This is a genomic window from Allomesorhizobium aridi, from assembly GCF_043769475.1.
In the GTDB taxonomy this organism is placed as follows: domain Bacteria; phylum Pseudomonadota; class Alphaproteobacteria; order Rhizobiales; family Rhizobiaceae; genus Allomesorhizobium.
In genome coordinates this window covers 4,176,771-4,196,503 of record NZ_CP171729.1, presented here as the reverse complement: position 1 = coordinate 4,196,503, position 19,733 = coordinate 4,176,771, and the positions used below count along the sequence as shown (strand labels likewise).

The 19,733-nt window shown below is 63.9% G+C and carries 18 protein-coding genes and 2 pseudogenes; 18 read left to right on the top strand and 2 right to left on the bottom strand.

Annotation, left to right across the window (positions count from 1 at the left end; all coding sequences use genetic code 11):
* The first annotated feature begins 47 nt into the window (after nucleotides 1-47).
* The 10 genes and pseudogenes from ACG873_RS22765 to ACG873_RS22720 all read left to right on the top strand — a co-directional run bounded on the left by ACG873_RS22765 (nucleotide 48) and on the right by ACG873_RS22720 (nucleotide 10,293).
* On the top strand, nucleotides 48-1,361 hold the full coding sequence (locus tag ACG873_RS22765) for an MFS transporter (RefSeq protein WP_394887836.1): 1,314 nt from the start codon (nucleotides 48-50) through the stop codon (nucleotides 1,359-1,361).
* 117 nt (nucleotides 1,362-1,478) lie between these two features.
* Nucleotides 1,479-1,856 carry a ribosome silencing factor gene (rsfS, locus tag ACG873_RS22760; protein WP_394887835.1) on the top strand — a complete coding sequence of 126 codons (378 nt, stop codon included), beginning with the start codon at nucleotides 1,479-1,481 and terminating at the stop codon, nucleotides 1,854-1,856.
* A 21-nt stretch (nucleotides 1,857-1,877) separates the two neighbouring features.
* Complete coding sequence (rlmH, locus tag ACG873_RS22755) at nucleotides 1,878-2,360, top strand: 23S rRNA (pseudouridine(1915)-N(3))-methyltransferase RlmH (protein ID WP_394887833.1); 483 nt, start codon at nucleotides 1,878-1,880, stop codon at nucleotides 2,358-2,360.
* A gap of 107 nt (nucleotides 2,361-2,467) precedes the next feature.
* A pseudogene (locus ACG873_RS22750) lies at nucleotides 2,468-3,791 on the top strand (murein hydrolase activator EnvC family protein).
* Entirely contained in the window at nucleotides 3,781-5,106 is a 1,326-nt protein-coding gene (locus tag ACG873_RS22745) for a S41 family peptidase (RefSeq protein ID WP_394887832.1), read from the top strand. Before ACG873_RS22750 ends, ACG873_RS22745 begins: the two are co-directional and overlap by 11 nt.
* A gap of 149 nt (nucleotides 5,107-5,255) precedes the next feature.
* Nucleotides 5,256-6,422 (top strand): divergent polysaccharide deacetylase family protein, encoded by a 1,167-nt coding sequence (locus ACG873_RS22740; protein ID WP_394887830.1) that lies wholly within the window; start codon nucleotides 5,256-5,258, stop codon nucleotides 6,420-6,422.
* 7 nt (nucleotides 6,423-6,429) lie between these two features.
* Nucleotides 6,430-6,951, top strand: a complete 522-nt coding sequence (locus ACG873_RS22735; protein WP_394887828.1) for an RNA pyrophosphohydrolase — start codon at nucleotides 6,430-6,432, stop codon at nucleotides 6,949-6,951.
* Nucleotides 6,952-7,031: 80 nt separating this feature from the next.
* A pseudogene (gene alr / locus ACG873_RS22730) lies at nucleotides 7,032-8,182 on the top strand (alanine racemase).
* Nucleotides 8,183-8,224: 42 nt separating this feature from the next.
* Nucleotides 8,225-9,478 carry a D-amino acid dehydrogenase gene (locus ACG873_RS22725; protein WP_394887826.1) on the top strand — a complete coding sequence of 418 codons (1,254 nt, stop codon included), beginning with the start codon at nucleotides 8,225-8,227 and terminating at the stop codon, nucleotides 9,476-9,478.
* A gap of 248 nt (nucleotides 9,479-9,726) precedes the next feature.
* Nucleotides 9,727-10,293, top strand: a complete 567-nt coding sequence (locus tag ACG873_RS22720; RefSeq protein ID WP_394887824.1) for a transglutaminase-like cysteine peptidase — start codon at nucleotides 9,727-9,729, stop codon at nucleotides 10,291-10,293.
* 3 nt (nucleotides 10,294-10,296) lie between these two features.
* Here the strand turns inward: ACG873_RS22720 and ACG873_RS22715 are convergent, their stop codons facing one another.
* Nucleotides 10,297-11,178: a LysR family transcriptional regulator gene (locus tag ACG873_RS22715; protein ID WP_394887822.1), complete on the bottom strand. Its 882-nt coding sequence runs from the start codon at nucleotides 11,176-11,178 to the stop codon at nucleotides 10,297-10,299.
* A gap of 154 nt (nucleotides 11,179-11,332) precedes the next feature.
* On the opposite strand from ACG873_RS22715, the gene ACG873_RS22710 reads away from it, so the two are divergent.
* From ACG873_RS22710 to ACG873_RS22700, 3 genes are all read left to right on the top strand, one after another.
* On the top strand, nucleotides 11,333-12,829 hold the full coding sequence (locus ACG873_RS22710) for a CoA-acylating methylmalonate-semialdehyde dehydrogenase (protein ID WP_394887820.1): 1,497 nt from the start codon (nucleotides 11,333-11,335) through the stop codon (nucleotides 12,827-12,829).
* Between the two features lie 317 nt (nucleotides 12,830-13,146).
* The gene (locus ACG873_RS22705) at nucleotides 13,147-13,455 is read left to right on the top strand and encodes a hypothetical protein (protein WP_394887819.1); all 309 of its coding nucleotides are present in this window, start codon (nucleotides 13,147-13,149) and stop codon (nucleotides 13,453-13,455) included.
* A 231-nt stretch (nucleotides 13,456-13,686) separates the two neighbouring features.
* Nucleotides 13,687-13,989, top strand: coding sequence for a hypothetical protein (locus ACG873_RS22700; RefSeq protein WP_394887817.1), 303 nt, complete (start codon nucleotides 13,687-13,689; stop codon nucleotides 13,987-13,989).
* 82 nt (nucleotides 13,990-14,071) lie between these two features.
* On the opposite strand, the gene ACG873_RS22695 is transcribed toward ACG873_RS22700, so the two are convergent.
* Complete coding sequence (locus ACG873_RS22695) at nucleotides 14,072-14,662, bottom strand: GntR family transcriptional regulator (protein ID WP_394893657.1); 591 nt, start codon at nucleotides 14,660-14,662, stop codon at nucleotides 14,072-14,074.
* A gap of 168 nt (nucleotides 14,663-14,830) precedes the next feature.
* Between ACG873_RS22695 and ACG873_RS22690 the strand changes: the two genes are divergently transcribed.
* The 5 genes from ACG873_RS22690 to ACG873_RS22670 all read left to right on the top strand — a co-directional run bounded on the left by ACG873_RS22690 (nucleotide 14,831) and on the right by ACG873_RS22670 (nucleotide 19,730).
* Nucleotides 14,831-15,724, top strand: a complete 894-nt coding sequence (locus ACG873_RS22690; RefSeq protein WP_394887815.1) for a dihydrodipicolinate synthase family protein — start codon at nucleotides 14,831-14,833, stop codon at nucleotides 15,722-15,724.
* A gap of 39 nt (nucleotides 15,725-15,763) precedes the next feature.
* Nucleotides 15,764-16,225, top strand: a complete 462-nt coding sequence (locus ACG873_RS22685) for a GNAT family N-acetyltransferase (RefSeq protein ID WP_394887813.1) — start codon at nucleotides 15,764-15,766, stop codon at nucleotides 16,223-16,225.
* A gap of 8 nt (nucleotides 16,226-16,233) precedes the next feature.
* Entirely contained in the window at nucleotides 16,234-17,484 is a 1,251-nt protein-coding gene (locus ACG873_RS22680; protein ID WP_394887812.1) for an NAD(P)/FAD-dependent oxidoreductase, read from the top strand.
* Between the two features lie 9 nt (nucleotides 17,485-17,493).
* Entirely contained in the window at nucleotides 17,494-18,495 is a 1,002-nt protein-coding gene (locus tag ACG873_RS22675; protein ID WP_394887810.1) for a 4-hydroxyproline epimerase, read from the top strand.
* 332 nt (nucleotides 18,496-18,827) lie between these two features.
* Nucleotides 18,828-19,730, top strand: a complete 903-nt coding sequence (locus tag ACG873_RS22670) for a branched-chain amino acid ABC transporter permease (protein ID WP_394887807.1) — start codon at nucleotides 18,828-18,830, stop codon at nucleotides 19,728-19,730.
* The last annotated feature ends 3 nt before the right edge of the window (nucleotides 19,731-19,733 follow it).

Below are 19,733 nucleotides of genomic sequence, written 5' to 3'. Positions count from 1 at the left end.
CGCTTTTGCCGCTTCCTGAGCGCTAGGCCGCGGGCAAGCTTGCCGAGATGAACGCTGTGCACCAGAAAGTGAAAATCGCTCAGAGCGAGGCGGCGGCCGGCGACGCTCCGGCCCCGGCTATCGCGATCGCCAGCGTCATCGTGGCGCTGGCGCTGGTGGCGATCGGCAACGGCCTGATGTTCGCCTACATACCGGTGCGGCTCGGTGCGGAAGGCTTTCTGCCGACTTGGGCCGGCGGCATATTGACCGGGCTGTCGGCCGGCGGCATGGCCGGCTGCCTGCTTACCGGACGCATCGTGCGGCGCGTCGGCCACGCCCGCGCCTTCATGGTGTTTTCGGCGCTAATCGTGCTCTCCAACGCGCTGGTTGGCGCCGGCACATTTCCGGTGCTCTGGATTGTCGCCCGCGCGCTCTACGGCTTCGCCATCAGCGGCGTGTTTATCGTGGCGCAGAGCTGGCTCAACGATGTCGTGGCCAACTCGATCCGCGGCCGGGTGATGGCGATCTTCTACGTCAGCTACATCGTCGGGCTGGGCGTCGGCTCGTTCATGTTGAGCTTCGTCGACATAACGACCTCGGATGCGCCGCTGGTCGGCATCGCCTTCACCGCCCTGTCGATCCTTCCGGTCGGGCTGACCAGGTTGCGGCCGCCGCCTCCGCCGGAATCCGCTTCCGTGGCGCTTAGGCGGGCATGGCGCATCTCGCCGGTCGGCATGGCCGGCATGCTGGCCGTCGGCGGCCTGTCGATGATGGTCGCCGGTTTCGCGCCGATCCACGCCACCGCGAGTGGATATTCGCAGCAGGAGGTGGCGATGCTGATGTTCGCCATGCCGCTCGGCACGCTGCTGTTCCAGATTCCGTTGGGCTGGGCTTCCGACCGCACAGACCGGCGCTATGTGCTGATCGTGGCGGCGTTGCTCGTCGTCCTGGCCGGCATCGTCGCAAGCCGGATGGACGGCAGTGCGCTCGCGATAATGATCACCATCTATGTCGTGTGGAGCGGTTCGAGTGAATCCATCTATTCGCTGTCGAGCGCACACGCCAACGACCGCGCCTCGAAGGAAGACCTCGTCACCCTGTCGTCGACGATGCTGTTTGCCTGGTCGCTGTCAGGCTTCCTCGTGCCCGGACTGGGTACCATCCTGACCGCGGTCTACGGCACGCAATCCTTCATGTATGTCGCCATCGCCATCGGCGCCGCCTTCTGCCTTTTCGTCGCCTGGCGCGTGCTGACGACCCAGGCCGTCGCCGAAGCTACCGTGACCGGATATTCGCCGATGACCGCGCAGGCGCCATTGCCGGTGGAACTTGCCTTCTCGCCCGACGAGGAGCCCGGCCGCCGAAATCGGACCATGTCTTGAAACCGTTACCCGACTCTGCCTATCTATTGGGTATCCCGCAATGATGCGGGAATGTTGGTTGTTCCTGTTTCGAAAGGAAAGACACTGAGAACAGCACTACGGAAGAAGGCAGTCGTCATGCCTTCGCCGGCCGGGATGAGCGGAAACATAGCCGTGTCCCGTGCCCTCGACACCGTCCTTGCCAGTCTGGAAGACTCCAAGGCCGAAAATATCGTCTCCATCGACATTCAGCGGAAATCGAGCCTCGGCGACTACATGGTCGTCGCTTCGGGGCGTTCGCACCGTCATGTCGCGGCGGTTGCCGACCAACTGCTCACGGCGCTCAAGGATGCCGGCCACGGCACCGCGCGTGTCGAAGGGCTGGCGGGCGCCGACTGGGTCCTGATCGATTCAGGCGATATCATCGTCCATGTCTTCCGCCCCGAAGTCCGCGACTTCTACAATCTCGAAAAGATGTGGCAGACGCCGGATCTCGAGGAAGAAACGGTTCACTGAGCCGTTAACGGCCGGGACAGGATGCGCATAGCCGTACATGCCGTGGGCCGGATGAAGGCCGGCCCCGACAAGGAATTGGCCGAGCGCTATTTCGACCGCTTCTCCAAGAGCGGCCCGGCTTTGGGCCTGGAATTTTCCGGCGTGACGGAGATCGCGGAAAGCCGCGCCCAGACCGCCGGCGAGCGCCGCCGCGAAGAGGCGCAAAAACTGTCGGCGCAACTTGGCGCCGGCATTTCCCTCATCCTGCTCGACGAGCGCGGCAAGAATCTTTCATCGGAAGAATTCGCCCGGAAAATCGGTTCGATGCGCGACGATGGCCGTCGAGGCCTGGTCATCGCGATCGGCGGGGCGGATGGTCATGAAGCGTCGTTGCGCGAGCAGGCCACGCTTGTACTGTCCTTCGGGGCGATGACCTGGCCGCATCAGCTTGTCCGCATCATGCTGGCCGAGCAGCTTTACCGCGCCGCCACCATATTGTCGGGCCATCCCTATCATCGGGCCTGACCCGACCGACGCATCTTTTCGCAGAAAGCATGTTTGCCGCTGTCGTTATGGTTGATGGTCCGTTAACGAACGAGCCGATAGAATCCGGGTGGCATGTGGCGCGAATTATGACGATTACGATGGGACGGAAGGCGAAGCATTTGCGCCGCGGCATCTTTGCCGCCGCGGTGCTGTTGTTTGCCGCGGGCTTTTCCCATGCCCAGGACCGCGTTCCCGAAGCCGCAGCGCCCGACTTGCGGCGCGCCGAATATGAACGGGTCCTGCGCAGAATCCGCGCTTTCAGCCGACCGGCTGGAAGAGCTCTCGGCCGAGATCGCCGAGGTCAAGAAGGACCATGCCTCGATCACCGCCAGCCTTATCCAGTCGGCCAAGACCGAGCAGAAGCTCAGCCAGGACATAGACGACATCACCGCGAGGCTGGAAGCCCTGAAAGACCAGGAAGACGGCATAAGGCGTTCGCTGAGCGCCCGGCGTGGCGTGCTCGCCGAGGTGCTGGGCGCATTGCAGCGGATGGGCCTGAACCCGCCGCCGGCGATCCTGGTCAAGCCGGAAGACGCGCTGTCGTCGGTGCGAAGCGCCATCCTGCTCGGCGCGGTCGTGCCGGAATTGCGCGCCGAGACCGAAATATTGCTTGCCGACATGAAGGAGATGATGCGCCTTGCAGGCTCGATCGAGGCGGAGCGAGGCCGCCTGGTGGCCTCGGTCGGCGAGCAGGTGGCCGAAAAGCAGCGGCTGAACCTCCTGCTCGAGGAGAAGCGGAAGCTGCAGAGCGAGGCCGAGACGGCGCTCGCCGAGGAGCAGCGCAAGTCCGAACAACTTGCCGGCAAAGCGTCGAGCCTCAAGGAACTGATCGCGGCGCTGGAAAAGCAGGCCGAGGAAAACCGCAAGGCCGAAGAGGCGCGGCGTAAGGCCGAGCAGGAAAAGGCGGAGCGCGATGCCGAAATCGCGGCGCTGCCGGACGCCAACCGCCTGCTGTCGGCAGCGCCGTTCGCCTCGTTGCGCGGGCAGGTGGCGATGCCTGTGGCGGGGCGGATGAAGCGGCGCTTCGGGACCAAGGACGGTAACGGCGGCGTGATGCTCGGCGACATGGTTGCGACACAATCGGCAGCCATCGTCACCGCGCCTGCCGATGGGAGCGTACTTTATGCGGGACCGTTCCGTTCGTATGGACAACTCTTGATCCTGGATGCCGGCGACGGCTATCATGTGGTTCTGGCGGGTATGAACAGAATCAACGTCACACTCGGTCAGTCCGTCCTAGCCGGCGAACCGATCGGGGCGATGGCGGAAGCCAATATGGCTAACGCCTCGACTGCAGGTGCAAATACCGGGCCGGAGCTCTATATTGAGTTCCGCAAAGATGGAAAACCCGTCGATCCGGCCCCGTGGTGGGCGGAGCGTCTTTCTGGAAGGACAGGAAATGGTACGTAAATTGTCGCTTCTGTTTGCCGGTGCGCTGATGGGCGCATCCGCCATGAGCCTCGTCTATGGCGCGCCCGGTTCGACAGCCAACGCGGCGGGCTCCGACACCTATCGCCAGCTGGCGATCTTCGGCGACATTTTCGAGCGCGTGCGGGCGCAGTATGTGACCCCGCCCGAGGAGAAGTCGCTGGTGGAAAATGCCATCAACGGCATGCTGACCTCGCTCGATCCGCATTCCTCCTACCTGAATCCCGAAGCCGCCAAGGATATGCGGGTTCAGACCAAGGGTGAGTTCGGCGGCCTCGGCATCGAAGTCACCATGGAAAACGAGCTGGTCAAGGTCATTACGCCGATCGACGACACGCCGGCGGCCAAGGCTGGCGTGCGCGCCGGCGACTTCATCGCCGAAATCGATGGCGAGGAAGTGCGGGGCCTGACGCTGAACGATGCCGTCGAGAAGATGCGCGGCCTGGTCAACACGCCGATCAAGCTCACCATCCTGCGCGAAGGCACCGACAAGCCGATCGAAATCACCATCGTGCGCGACATCATCAAGGTGAAGGCGGTCAAGTTCCGCGTCGAGAACGATATCGGCTACATGAAGATCACCTCGTTCACCGAAAAGACCTTCGATGACCTCGAAGCCGCGGTCAGTTCGATCAAGAGCCAGGTGCCGGACGACAAGCTCAAGGGCTACGTGCTCGACCTGCGCTTGAACCCGGGTGGCCTGCTTGACCAGGCGGTGAGCGTATCGGACTCCTTCCTCGACCGCGGCGAGATCGTCTCGACGCGCGGCCGCGACCCGAAGGACATCACCCGCTTCGATTCGCGGCCTGGCGACCTGATCGACGGCAAGCCGCTGATCGTGCTCGTCAATGGCGGTTCGGCCAGCGCCTCGGAAATCGTTGCCGGCGCGCTGCAGGATCACCGTCGCGCGACCGTGGTCGGCACGACATCGTTCGGCAAGGGTTCGGTCCAGACGATCATCCCGCTCGCCGAAAACGGCGCGCTGCGCCTGACGACCGCGCTCTATTACACGCCGGCCGGCAAATCGATCCAGGGCAAGGGCATCGCGCCCGACATCAAGGTCGAGCAGCCTCTTCCGGAAGAGTTGAAAGACCGCGACGTCTCCCGTGGCGAGTCGGATTTGAAGGGCCACATCAAGGGCGTCGAGGAGAGCGACGAGGGTTCGGGCTCGGCAGCCTATGTGCCGCCGGAAGCCAAGGACGACATCCAGCTCCAGCATGCGCTCGAACTGCTGCGCGGCCAGAAGACGGATCCGGCGTTTCCGCCTAATCCCGAAAAGGCCGTGATGAACCAGTAAGACCGCCCACTCACTCCTCTCGGCCGGTCGCTTGAAGCGGTTTTCGGCAGGATGAGTTTTCGGAGTTCACTTGTGCAATGCGTTGCTGCCGGGACCGCGAGGTTCCGGCAGTTCGATTCAGGGACTGTTCCGCCACCGGGGGATTTGGCGTGACGCCAACCAGCAAGGACATTGAACGCCCGCTAGGGCAGGCTTCGCGGCCGGCGCGCCGGGCATGGCCGCGTTTTCGCGCCGGGCAGGTCGCCACGGTTGTGGCCGCTTTGTGCGTCATGGTCTCTTCGGGAGCGATCGCGCTGCGCGAAAGGCCTTTTCGCAATCCGGCGCAGGTCGTCGTGACGACACCGCTGGAAAAATCCTCGGCCGAGGCGCCGACGCCTATGGAATCCGCGGCCGCGCCGAGCAAGCCGGCGGCTGTTTCGGACGGGCCCTCCATCATCAACGTCAACCCGCCGGACGGTTCCGGAAAGGGCGTGGTCATCATCCGTGATCCGTCGGCGGTCGGCCAGGATCTGCGGATCGCCCATCTACCCGACAAGGCGCTGATCGAGCAAAGCGAAACCGGGCCGCTGCCGGTGCGCGGCGATGACGGCAGGCGCCCGGCTGACGTCTATGCCCGGCCCTGGTCCGGCGCGCGCGGTACGCGGGTGGCGATCGTGATCGGCGGCCTCGGCCTTTCGCAGACCGGCACGCAGGAAGCGATCGGCAAGCTGCCCGGCGAGATCACGCTGGCCTTTGCGCCGCAGGGCAACAGCATCGGCCGCTGGATGCAGGAGGCGCGCCGCACCGGCCACGAGATCATCATGCAGGTGCCGCTGGAGCCGTTCGACTTCCCGAACGTCAATCCGGGCCGCAACACGCTGACGGTCGATGCGACGGCGGAGGAAAACCTGAAGAACCTGCGATGGGCGCTGTCGCGCACCACAAATTATACCGGTGTGATGAACTATATGGGCGCTCGGTTTTCGGCGGACGCCGAGGCGATGGGCTTGTTCCTCGCCGAACTCGGCAAACGCGGCCTCCTTTTTCTCGACGACGGCTCGACGGCGCGCAGCGTGGCCCCGGAGCTCGCATTGAAGAACGGCGTTCCCTTCGCCATCGGCGATACCGCCATCGACGCCGTTCGCGACCGCGGCGAGATACTCAAGAAGCTCGACCAGCTCGAAAGCACCGCGCGGGCCAAGGGCTACGCCATCGGCACGGGTTCGGCCTTCGACGTGACCGTCGAAGCTGTCGCCGCCTGGGCGCTGGAGGCGAAGAAACGCGGCATCGAGATCGTCCCTGTTTCGGCGGTGACGACCGATCCGGAACGAGGCTAGCCACGGCATGACGAAGAAACGCAACGTGCGGGCCGAGGACCTGCCCTACCGCCCTTGCGTTGGCGCGATGGTGCTGAACGCCAATGGACGCGTCTGGGTCGGGCACCGCCTTGCCCAGCCGGGCGGCGAAATGGCGACTTCGCACCAGCGTTGGCAGATGCCGCAGGGTGGCATCGACGGAGACGAGGAGCCGCTGGAGGCAGTGCGCCGCGAGCTTTTCGAGGAAACCGGCATGGAAAGCCTGAAGCTCCTCGCCGAGGCGCCGGACTGGATCAACTACGACCTGCCGCCCGAACTGGTTGGTGTCGTCTGGAAAGGAAAATACCGCGGCCAGACGCAGAAATGGTTCGCCTTCCGCTTCCATGGCGACGAGAGCGAAATCCGCATCAATCCGCCGCCCGGCGGACATTCGCCGGAATTCGACCGCTGGAGCTGGCGAAGGATGGACGAACTGACAGGCCTGATCGTGCCGTTCAAGCGCAAGGTCTATGAAGACGTGGTCGGGGCCTTCCGGTACCTCGTTTCCTGATGCGGCGTCCCATGCATGTTGCAGGTACGGCATTCCGGTTCTACTGATTGGCTGACCTTGTCAGGGGCCATTCAGCCGTTATGGATCAGTCTTCTAAAAAGCTGCGGGAACCCGGCCAGGCGGACAATGAAGGCCGGCCTTCATTGGCCCAGGCCGGAGCCGTCCTGACCATCGATCTCGGCGCTATCCGCGAGAACTACCGGCGCTTGAAAGCGCGCCTCGGCGGCGTCTCCTGCGCCGCGGTGGTCAAGGCCGATGCGTATGGGTTGGGCGCAGCAGAGGTCGCTCCGGCGCTGCTTCGCGAAGGCTGCGAGACGTTCTTCGTAGCGCAGGTTTCGGAAGGTATCGCGCTGCGTCGCATTCTCGGCGAGAAGGTTCGGATCTACATCCTGAACGGAATTCTTCCCGGCGCTGAAGCGCAATGCGCGGCGGCCGTACTGGTTCCCGTCATCAACAGCACCGAGCAGTTGGAAGCCTGGTGCGACGCCGCCCGGCGCCTTGGCCGGACACTGCCTGCGGCGATCCAGGTTGACAGCGGCATGTCGCGGCTCGGCTTGGCCCCCTCGGAGGTCGATGCGATCGCAGCCGATCCGGCCGCACTGGACGGGATCGATCTGGAGCTCGTCATGAGCCATCTCGCCTGCGCCGACGAGCCTGAAAGTCCAGCGAACGCGTTGCAGCTTCGCAATTTCGAGGCGCTGCTGGCCAAACTGCCGCCGGCGCCGGCCTCGCTCGCCAATTCCTCCGGAATATTTCTGAGCGGCGGCTTTCATTTCGACCTCGCCCGGCCGGGCGCTGCGCTCTACGGCGTCAACCCGACGCCAGGCAAGCCGAACCCGATGCGGCAAGTCGTGAGCCTCGTGGCCAAGATCATCCAGACGCGGACGCTGGAGCAAGGCGCCGGCGTCGGCTATGGCCATTCCTATCGCGCCGCGGGCGGCTTGAGTGTCGCTACGGTTTCGCTCGGCTATGCCGACGGCTGGCCACGGCATGCGGCATCTCGCGCCTTTCACGATGGCGTGGCCTTGCCCTTCGCCGGCCGTGTGTCGATGGACAGCATCGTTCTGGACATATCGGCGCTGCCGGCCGATACGCTAAAGGGGGCGACACGGTCGAACTGATCGGCGCGCATCAGACCGTGGACGATGTGGCCGTGCAGGCCGGCACGATCGGCTACGAAATCCTGACCGGCCTCGGCAGCCGCTTCCACCGCGTTTATCGGGACGGTTGAGCGGTCCGCCGCAGCCAGGGCAGTCGAAAGGGGTTTGGACAGGTGAAGGTGCTGGTTCTGGGAAGCGGGGTGATCGGCGTCACCACCGCCTATTATCTTGCGCAAGCGGGGCACGAGGTCGAGGTGATCGACCGCCAGAGCGGGCCGGCGCTCGAAACGAGCTTCGCCAATGCCGGCGAGGTCTCGCCGGGTTATTCCTCGCCCTGGGCCGGCCCGGGAATTCCGCTGAAGGCGATCAAATGGCTGCTGATGCGCCACGGTCCGCTGGTCGTGCGGCCGAAATTCGATCCGGCCATGTGGTCGTGGCTCCTGAAGATGCTGCGGAACTGCACCTCGGCGCGCTACGCCATCAACAAGGCGCGCATGGTGCCGATCGCCGAATACAGCCGCGACAGCCTGCGCGCGCTGCGTCAGGAGACCGGCATCGCCTATGATGAACGCAGCCGCGGCACGCTGCAGCTTTTCCGCACCCAGGCTCAGGTCGACGGCACCGGCGGCGATATTGAGGTGCTGAAGCAGTTCGGCGTTCCCTTCGAGGTTCTGGATCCGGCAGGCTGCATCGTGGCCGAGCCGGCGCTCGCCAAAGTGCGCGACAAGATCAAGGGCGGCCTGAGGCTGCCCGGCGACGAAACCGGCGACTGCCAGATGTTTACCGAACGGCTGGCCGCGCTTTGCGCCGGGCGCGGCGTAAAGTTCCGCTTCGGCACGGCCATCGACAAGATTTTGGTCTCCGGCAAAGCCGTGACCGGCGTGGCGACCGGCGCCGGTTTGCTGACCGCGGACGCCTATGTCGTGGCGCTCGGCAGCTATTCGCCGATTCTGCTGCGGCCGCTCGGCCTTTCGGTTCCGGTCTATCCGGTCAAGGGCTATTCGATCACCGTGCCGATCACCAATCCCGATGGCGCGCCGGTCTCGACTGTCATGGACGAGAGCTACAAAGTCGCGATCACCAGGCTCGGTGATCGCATCCGCGCCGGCGGCACCGCCGAGATTTCCGGCTACGATCTCAGGCTGCACGACGCGCGCCGCGACACGCTGGAGCATTCGGTCGGCGAACTGTTCCCGAATGGTGGTTCGCTGAAAGATGCGACCTTCTGGTGCGGCTTGCGGCCGATGACGCCCGACGGCCCGCCGATTATCGGCGAAAGCGGCGTTGGCAGGCTGTTCCTCAACACCGGTCACGGCACGCTCGGCTGGACCATGGCCTGCGGCTCGGGCCGCGTGATTGCCGATATCATCACCGGCCGCAAACCGGAGATCGATGTCGGCGAACTCGGGCTGAGCCGATACGGATAGGGAGAGTAATCGCCCCCGCCGCCGCCGCCGCGCATTCCCTTCCCTTGGACCGCCTAAATTTTAGGCACGCGTTGGTGCAATACGGTCAAAAGGGCGGCAGCTTCATTGGTCGCTGGCCGTGTAGAGAATTCATTAACGAATCTAACCGGCGGCATTGTCGGCGTTGGCACACCTCTTGCTTCCCTTGGCTGGTGATAACCAAAGGGGATCCGATCCTGTTCAGGATAGTGGCTGTTGCGATTTTGGCTTTGGCGGCATTTGCGCCGGATGCCGCCGCACGCCCGATGGACATCGGCGGCCCAACCAGTTCGCCGATCGGCCATTTCGAATTCTGCAAGCAGTGGCGCGAGGAATGCGCGAAGGTCGCGAAACCGTCCGGTCCTGAGGCGCTTAGCGAAGCGGCCTGGGCCGCCGTCAGGCAGATCAACGAGCGCATCAATTCCGAGATCGCTCCGAAGACGGACCGGGAACTCTTCGGCAAGGAAGAGCTGTGGACCTTTCCCAAGGGTGCAGGCGATTGCGAGGATTACGCGCTGCTCAAGCGCCGCCTCCTGATCGAGGAACAGGGCCTTTCGCCTTCGAACGTGCTTTTGACGGTGGTGAAAAGAAAGAACGGCGAAGGCCACGCCATCCTGACGCTGCGAACCACTGAGGGCGATTTCGTGCTCGACAATCTTCATCCGGCGGTTCGGCCGTGGGATGCCGCCAGGGGATACAAGTTCGTCAAGCGCCAGTCCTCCGAAAACGCGGCCGCATGGGTTGCGATCGGCGTTCCCGGCCCGGCTCCGGCTCTGTCGGCGGGCAGCAAGCCGTAAGGCTCACACGAACAGCCTCCGCTCCTGCTCCACCGCCCGCGTGATGAACCCGGCGACGGTCTGGATGCGGCGCAGCGGGCGCATGGATTCGTGATAGACCAGCCAGTAGGCGCGGCGGATCGGCGGGGCGGCGTCCACGGGAACCAGTTCGGGCAGCGCGCGGGCGATGAATGTGTGCACGATGCCGATGCCGGCGCCCGAGCGCACCGCCTCGGCCTGGCCGAGCGTGGAAGAGATGGAAAAGCCGGCGTTCCAGTCCGGACTGATTTCGGCGGCGTAATCGAGCGAGGGGCTGGCGACGAGATCCGGGACATAGCCGACCAGCCGGTGCCCGGTGAGTTCGGCGACGGTCCGCGGCAGGCCGTGCGCCTCGGCATACGCGCGTGACGCAAAGAGCCCCAACGTGTAGTCGACGAGCTTTCCCGCCACCAGCCGGCCCTCCGACGGCCGCTCGACGGTGATGGCGATATCGGCCTCGCGGCGCGACAGCGAAAAGGATTTTGGCACGGGCACGAGCTGGATGTTCAGCTCGCGGTGCCTCTCTGTAAGTGTGCCCAGCCGCGAGGCGAGGAACGCCACGCCAAAGCCGTCCGGCGCGCCGATGCGCACCACGCCGGATACTTCCTCGTCCTCGCCGGCGATTTCGGCGCGCGCGGAAATCATGCCGGCTTCCATGCGCTCGGCCACTTCGAGAAAGCGCTCGCCGGCGGGGGTCAGTTCGCTGCCGGTGGTGAGCCGGCGGAACAGTTTTGCGTTGAGCGCCTGCTCGAGCGCGGCGACCCGGCGCGAGACTGTGGCGTGGTTCAGTTCCAGCCGCCTTGCTGCGCCGAGGATCTGGCCGGCTCGCGCGACCGCGAGGAAGATGCGGACGTCATCCCAGTTCATGGCTCAGGCCTCTAGTTCGCAGCATTGCGAAAAACGAAGCCCTTCTCTACCGGCACATCAATTTCTGCACAACGGTTGCTTGTCCGCTCGCGTTGCATTGCGCGGCGCAAAGCGGGACAATGCGGCAACTCAACAGAATTCAGGGAGAGAGATCATGGTCGAGTACGGTCATTTTATCGGCGGAAAACGCGTCGCCGGCACGAGCGGGCGGATGCAGAACGTCATGCAGCCCATGGATGGCACTGTGCGCGGCACGGTGGCGCTGGCCTCGAAATCGGAATTGCGCGCGGCGGTCGAGAACGCCAAGGCCGCACAGCCGGGCTGGGCGGCCACCAATCCGCAGCGCCGCGTGCGCGTCCTGATGAAATTCCTGGAGCTCGTGCAAAACGAGTATGACGAGCTCGCCGAAATTCTGGCGCGCGAGCACGGCAAGACCATCGCCGACGCCAAGGGCGACATCCAGCGCGGGCTGGAGGTGGTCGAGGTCTGCATCGGCGCGCCGCATATGATGAAGGGCGAGTTCACCGACGGCGCCGGCCCCGGCATCGACGTCTATTCGATGCGCCAGCCGCTCGGCGTCGTCGCCGGCATCACGCCGTTCAACTTCCCGGCCATGATCCCCCTGTGGAAGATCGCGCCGGCCATCGCCTGCGGCAACGCCTTCATCCTGAAGCCGTCGGAGCGCGACCCGGGCGTGCCGTTGCGGATCGCGGAACTGTTCATCGAGGCTGGCCTGCCGGCGGGCATTCTCAACGTCGTCAATGGCGACAAGGAAGCGGTCGACGCGATCCTCGACGATCCCGACATCAAGGCGATCGGCTTTGTCGGCTCGACGCCGATCGCGCAGTACATCTATTCGCGTGCCACTGCGAACGGTAAGCGCGCGCAGTGCTTCGGCGGCGCGAAAAACCACATGATCATCATGCCCGACGCCGACCTGGACCAGACCGTCGACGCGCTGATCGGCGCCGGCTACGGCTCGGCCGGTGAGCGCTGCATGGCGATCTCGGTGGCGGTTCCGGTGGGCAACGAGACGGCGGACCGGCTGTTCGAAAAGCTCATCCCCCGCGTCGAAAGCCTGAAGGTCGGCCCCTCGACCGACAGTTCGGCCGATTTCGGGCCGCTGGTCACCAAGGAGGCGCTGGAGCGCGTCAAGAACTATGTCGACATCGGCGTCAAAGAAGGCGCCAAGCTGGTCGTGGACGGCCGCGGCTTCAAGATGCAGGGCTACGAGGACGGCTATTACATGGGCGGCTGCCTGTTCGACAACGTGACCGCCGACATGCGCATCTACAAAGAAGAGATCTTTGGGCCGGTGCTGTCGGTTGTGCGCGCGCCGAACTATGAGAACGCGATCAAGCTCGCCAACGAGCACGAATACGGCAATGGCGTCGCCATTTACACACGCGACGGTGACGCCGCGCGTGATTTCGCCAGCCGGGTGCAGGTCGGCATGGTCGGCGTCAATGTGCCGATCCCGGTGCCGATCGCCTATTACACATTCGGCGGCTGGAAAGGCTCGGCTTTCGGCGACCTGAACCAGCATGGCCCCGATGCTTTCCGCTTCTACACCAAGACCAAGACGGTGACCTCGCGCTGGCCGTCGGGTGTCAAGGACGGCGCCGAGTTCAGCATCCCGACCATGAACTGACCGGACGGCCTTTCGATTGCATGTCTTCGCGGGGCTTCGCCCGCCGTGAGGCCTTATATCCGACAAAAATCCGCGGGTGATCGCTCGCGGATTTGTCGTCGCGTCCTCCTTGAAGCCCCCCGGGACACATCTTGTGGTTTTCATCTACTCTCCCCATATGTGGAACATAGTGGGAACATACCTTGCGTTCCCACTGACGGCAGACCGGAACAGAAAGGAGCGACGCGATGACGACGTCGGAACCGGCCTGGATCGTTCCGGCAAAATGAGGCCGTCAAACACCTCCTTGCCGGACGCGATGGCGAAGGAGGTGCCCCATGGCACACAAATCGTTGCTGAGATGGATGAAGGCGCTGGTCGTCGCGGCGATGACGGTCGCGAGTCCCGCAGGTGCCCAGTATCAACATTGCGTCGACCACGGCGAACTCGTCGCCACACTGACCGAGAAATTCCAGGAAAAGCAGATTGCATTCGGGCTGATCGGCCGGATGGCGATCATGGAGGTCTATGTCGGCGCGACTGGTAGCTGGACGGTCATCGTAACCGACACCCTCGGCAGAAGCTGCATCGTGGCGGCCGGCGACAGTTGGGAAAGCACGGCGACCCTTTCCGGCGAAGACGTATAAGGGCCGCTGCTTGTCCAAAAGAAAGAAGCGATGCCTCGTTCGCGTCGGCCATTCCACCGAATTCCTGCGACGGTATTGTAACAATCCGTGATGGAACGACGGCAGGCAACCGGCGCTTTGTTTGAAGCTGAACCAGTGAATCGCGTGCGCTGGTTTCGAGGTCAACGATCTGAAGCCGCGTCGTTGGATTTAGTATTTCCAATCCATTCGACTGCTGGACGGAGGTGCGTCATGGCACGAAATCTAAACCTTATCGCGGCCGTTGCCGCTGCAGCGATGCTGCTGCCGCTCGGTCCCGCCCTTGCCGAAGCCCCGTGCGCGGAACGCGGCGAGATCGTCAAGAAGCTTTCGGACGAGTACAAGGAGAACCCGCAAGCGGTGGGCGTCATCAACCCCGACGCCGTGGTCGAGGTCTTCGTGTCTGAAAATGGAACCTGGACCATCATTGCGACCGGAACCGACGGCAAGAGCTGCGTTCTCTCGGCCGGCGACGGATGGGAAAGCACCCAGATCGCAGCGTTGCCCGACGCCTGATTTCGATGCCCTCAAGGCAGGCCGCGCCGATCTCGCAGGCGCGGCTGAAACTCTTCGCACCTGAAGCGCTCGAATCCCGGATCTACCTTGAAGCGGCCTGCTCCGCGTGTCCGCGCAGCAGCGCCATGAGGCGTTCCGCTTCAGCCGCGGCCTCTTCCTCGTCCTTTTCCAGTATTGCGCCGATCAGGCGGACATGGTGCTCGGCCGCCTGGCCGAGGCCAGTGTCGGCCTGGTAGCGGAACCAGAACCGGCGGCTGTGGGTCTGCAGCGGCGCGGCGACACGGGCGGCGAAGGGGTTGTCGGCGGCGACAGCCATCGCCTCGTCGAGGGCTTTGTCGGCTTCAAGGAAAGCCGGAACATCTCCCGCAAGCACGGCCTTGCGCATGGCGAGCGCCGCAGCGTGAAACCGGTCGGCGGCGTCGCGCGTCACGTGGCGCGCCGCCGAGCGGGCCAGCACGATCTCTATGCCGCGGCGCGCATCGAGGACTCGCAGCCAATCGGCCGCGTGCAGGGGGGCAATCGCCAGTCCGGCGCGGGGGCGCACCTCGACGAGCCCTTCCCAGGCGAGCCTCTGGATCGCCTCGCGCACCGGCGTCCTGCCGAGACCAAGCCTTTCGATCAGCGCGCCTTCGGTTGCGACGCTTCCGGGGGCGAGTTCGAGCGTCACGATCATGCGCTCGAGAACCCGGTAGGCCTTGGCGCTTGCCGAGCCGGAATTTTCGGCGGAAAAGGGCAAGGAGAATCCTCCAGTGATATATTTACGATATATCACTGCTCGATTCCGTTTGACAGAGGCTGCGGAGGCCAGATATATCACTGATATATCTGAAGGAGCGAGCCCATGTGGACCGGAGTATTCCCAGCAGTCACGACCAAATTCACCGAGGACGACCGCCTCGACCATAGGGAGATGGAGCGCTGCTTCAGCCTGCAGGTGGAAGCGGGCTGCGACGGCATAATCGTCGCCGGGTCGCTGGGCGAAGGCCCGATGCTGTCGCATGACGAGAAGCTGGAGGTGCTGGCGACGGCGCAGAAGGTCGCCGGCGGAAAGCCGGTTCTGATGACCGTCAACGAACCGGCCACCCGCGACGGCGCGGCGCTCGCCCGGCGCGCGGCCAAGGCCGGCGCGCACGGTCTGATGGTCGTGCCGAGTCCGATCTATCACACCAATCCACAGGAAACGGTGGCGACGCTTAAGGCAGTGGCTGCCGCCGGCGGCCTGCCGGTGATGATCTATTCCAACCGGCTCGCCTACCGCGTCGACGTCACCGTCGACGTGATGGAAGAGCTGGCGCCCGACCCGCTGTTCGTGGCGATCAAGGAATCGTCCGACGACATCCGCCGCTCGACCGAGATCATCAACCGCTTCGGCGATCGCTTCGACCTCTTCACCGGGGTGGACAATCTGGCCTTCGAGGCGCTGTCGGTCGGCGCCATCGGCTGGGTCGCCGGGCTGGTCACGGCCTTCCCGCGCGAGACGGTGGCGATCTACCAATTGATGAAGCAGGGCCGGCGCGAAGAAGCGCTGTCGATCTATCGCTGGTTCCGGCCGTTGCTCGACCTCGATGTCTCGACCTATCTGGTTCAGAACATCAAGCTTGCCGAAGTGCATGCGATCGGCACCAACGACCGCGTGCGCATGCCGCGCCTGCCGCTCTCGGGCGACCGCCGCGCGGCGGTGGAGAAGATCGTCAAGGACGCGCTCGCTAAGCGGCCGGAGCTGCCGAAGTTTTAGGAGATCAACTGTCTGCCGAAGCGGATACCAAACGATAGGATGAAAGGCCCGCCGACGCAGTTGGTTCGTGTTGCCACGAGCAGACATTGGCGAGCCTACCATCAGATCCGGCGGGAGGTCCTTTTCGATGCCCGTGGACGGCGAGGCGCGTATGACGAGAACCATCCCGATGAAAGGCTGCCAGGCCATCATCCCTTATTACTTCTGGCGGATGGCCAACCAGTCGGCACCGTTCGTCTCGACGATCGGTCGAATGGCTCGGGGGTGGTTCGCCCGGTCGCGATCGTGTCAAACGGCCAGCGACAGGGCTTGGGCAGCGTGCTTATGTCTGGTCTGGAGCGTTACGCGATGGTGCATGGGATCACTCGCCTGGAAGCCAGCGTCGCTCCCGACGCTGTCGGCTTCTACATGCGCCTCGGATGGTCGATGCATGACAACACACGAAGCAATCCCATGATGGTTAAAAGCCTGTCTTTGGCATTAACTCATCGAAATGGCTGAGCCGGCCTTTGTCACAGAATCTCTCAAACGAGACGGTGATCATAGGCGGCGGCATCATCGGCGTCTGCATCGCTGCCTACCTGGCAGAGGCCGGGCAACGCGTCACCGTTTATGACCGCACGGGCATTTGCGAGGAGACGAGTTCAGGCAATGCGGCCGCGCTAGCCTTCTCCGACGTACTGCCGCTGGCCCACAAGGGCATGCTCAGGCAGGTGCCGAAATGGCTGATGGACCCGCTCGGGCCGCTCTCCATCCCGCCCGCCTATCTCCCGAAACTTCTGCCTTGGCTGGTACGCTTCTGGCGTGCCGGCGCGGCGGACAAATACGAGGGCGGCCTCAAGGCGCAGGCGGCGATGATGAAACTCGCCGACGCCGAATGGGCGGGGCTGATGGATCGCTCAGGTACGCGGCATATGCTGCGCGAGGACGGATCACTCGAACTCTATGAGAGCGAGAGCGAATTCGACGCCTCGCTGCCCGGATGGGCGGCTCGCGACCGCTTCGGCATAGAATACCGGCATCTGCGGCAGCATGAACTCGCCGCCTTCCAGCCCGGCCTGTCCGGCCGGCTCGTCCGCGGCACCTTCGTCCCGGTCTGGAAGACCGTCAGTGATCCCCAGCATCTCGGCAAGGCGATCTGGCGCTATGCGGAGGAGAACGGGGCGACCTTCGTCAAGGGCTATGTCGGGCTCGTCATGCCGTCGAAGGGGGGCATAGTCATCCAGCTTCGCGACGGCCGCACCGTCAAGGCCGGGCATCTGGTGCTCGCGGCCGGGGCCTGGTCGCACCTCCTGGCGCGGCAGCTCGGCGACCGCATTCCGCTTGAAACCGAGCGCGGCTACAACACCACCCTGCCGGCAGGTGCGTTCGACGTGAAACGACAGCTCATCTTTTCAGGCCAGGGCTTCGTCATCACACCGCTTGTGACCGGCCTGCGCATCGGCGGGGCGGTCGAACTGGGCGGCCTTCATCGCCCGCCGAACTACGCCCGCTCGAAGGCGATGCTCGACAAGGCGAAGGCATTCCTGCCCGGGCTCGATATGAGGGGCGGGCGTGAATGGATGGGGTTCCGGCCGTCGCTGCCGGATTCGCTGCCGGTGATCGGCAGGGCAAGCAGAAACCAAAATGTCCATTACGCGTTCGGCCATGGCCATCTCGGCCTTACCCAGGCCGCATCGACTGCCCGCTTGATCCGCGATCTGCTTTCGGGGCAGGCTCCGGCAATCGATATTTCGCCGTTTTCGGCACAGAGATTCTGAAGGCACACAATGGCGCGGCATTCCTTCTTCTGCATCGACGGGCATACATGCGGCAATCCGGTGCGGCTGGTCGCCGGCGGCGGGCCGCTGCTTAAAGGCGCGACGATGATGGAGCGGCGGGCGCATTTCCTGGCCGAGTATGACTGGATACGCACCGGCCTGATGTTCGAGCCGCGTGGCCACGACGTCATGTCCGGCTCGATCCTCTACCCGCCGACACGCCCTGACTGCGACATCGCCATCCTGTTCATCGAGACCTCCGGATGCCTGCCGATGTGCGGTCACGGCACCATCGGCACCGTCACCATGGCGATCGAGCACGGCCTTGTGCGGCCGCGTACGCCCGGCGTCCTGCGCCTCGACACGCCCGCCGGGCTGGTCGTCGCCGAATACAGGCAGGCCGGCGAATATGTTGAGGAGGTGCGCATCACCAACGTGCCTTCCTTCCTCTACGCGGAAGGTCTCGCCGTCGAATGTCCGGTGCTCGGATCGCTCAAGGTCGATGTCGCCTATGGCGGCAACTTCTACGCCATCGTCGAGCCGCAGGACAATTACCGCGACATAGAGGATCACTCGGCAGGCGACCTGATCGCCTGGAGCCCGGTGCTCCGCCAGCGCCTCAACGAGGCGTATTCATTTGTTCATCCCGAAAACTCCGGCATCTCCGGCCTGTCGCACATTCTGTGGACCGGCGCAGCGAAACACCCGGAAGCGCATGCGCGCAACGCCGTGTTCTACGGCGACAAGGCAATCGACCGGTCGCCTTGCGGTACCGGCACCTCGGCGCGAATGGCGCAACTCCACGCCAAGGGCAGGCTCAAGGTCGGCGACGAGTTCATCCACGAATCGATCATAGGCTCGCTGTTCAAGGGCCGCGTCGAGAGCGAAACCGTCGTCGGCGGAAGCAAGGCGATCATTCCGTCTATCGGAGGCTGGGCGCGAATGACGGGACTGAACACCATTTTCATCGACGACCGCGACCCATTCGCGCATGGCTTCATTGTCAAGTGAGCGGCCGCCAGGAGAGCCGCGAACATTTCCGGCCGAACCACGCCGCCGGCCTGGGCGCAAGAATCCGGTGGATGGTCCGTCAATAACGCGAGATTCTTCAGCTTGAGGCCCAAAAAATTGCAGATTCGTCAAAGACATTGCGTTGGGCCAATGATAGCTTGCCGCCTAGTCCAGCGACCTCATGCGGAAAAGTGCAGGCAATCTGGGCAGGGGGCTGAAGGGCGACCCGGCTGCAAAAGGACATTGCAATCCGGGCTCGAAACTTTAGGACTAGGGGAAAGCTATACAAGGAACGCGTTCATCGGGCGACGTTCCAGGGGAGCCGTTTAAATATGGAATATTTCGTCCAGCAGCTTGTCAATGGGCTGACGCTGGGATCGATCTACGGGCTGATCGCAATCGGCTACACGATGGTCTACGGCATCATCGGCATGATCAATTTCGCCCATGGCGACATCTTCATGATCGGGTCGTTCGTGGCCCTGATCGTTTTCCTGGTCCTGACGGCCGTCTTCTACTCGCTGCCGGTGGTGCTGTTCCTACTGATCATGATGATCGTGGCCATGCTGACCACCAGCCTCTACAACTGGACGATCGAGAAGGTCGCCTATCGGCCGCTGCGCGGTTCGTTCCGGCTGGCGCCGCTGATCACTGCCATCGGCATGTCGATCGTGCTGTCGAATTTCGTGCAGGTCACCCAGGGTCCGCGCAACAAGCCGATCCCGCCGATGATCTCCAAGGTCTACGACATTTTCGGCATCTCGATCTCGCAGAAGCAGATCGTGATCGTGCTGGTCACCATCGGCCTGCTCGCCATCTTCTGGTACCTCGTCAACAGGACGGCGCTGGGCCGCGCCCAGCGGGCATGCGAGCAGGACCGCAAGATGGCGGCGCTGCTGGGCATCGATGTCGACCGCACCATCTCGATCACCTTCATCATGGGCGCTTCGCTGGCCGCGGTCGCGGGCACGCTCTACCTCATGTATTACGGCGTGGTGGTGTTCTCCGACGGCTTCGTCCCAGGCGTCAAGGCGTTCACGGCGGCGGTGCTCGGCGGCATCGGCTCCATTCCCGGCGCGGTGCTCGGAGGCCTGATGATCGGCTTCATCGAGAGCATGTGGTCGGCGTATTTCTCGATCGACTACAAGGACGTCGCGGCGTTCTCCATCCTCGCCATCGTGCTGATCTTCCTGCCGTCGGGCATTCTCGGCCGCCCGGAAGTGGAAAAGGTCTGACAA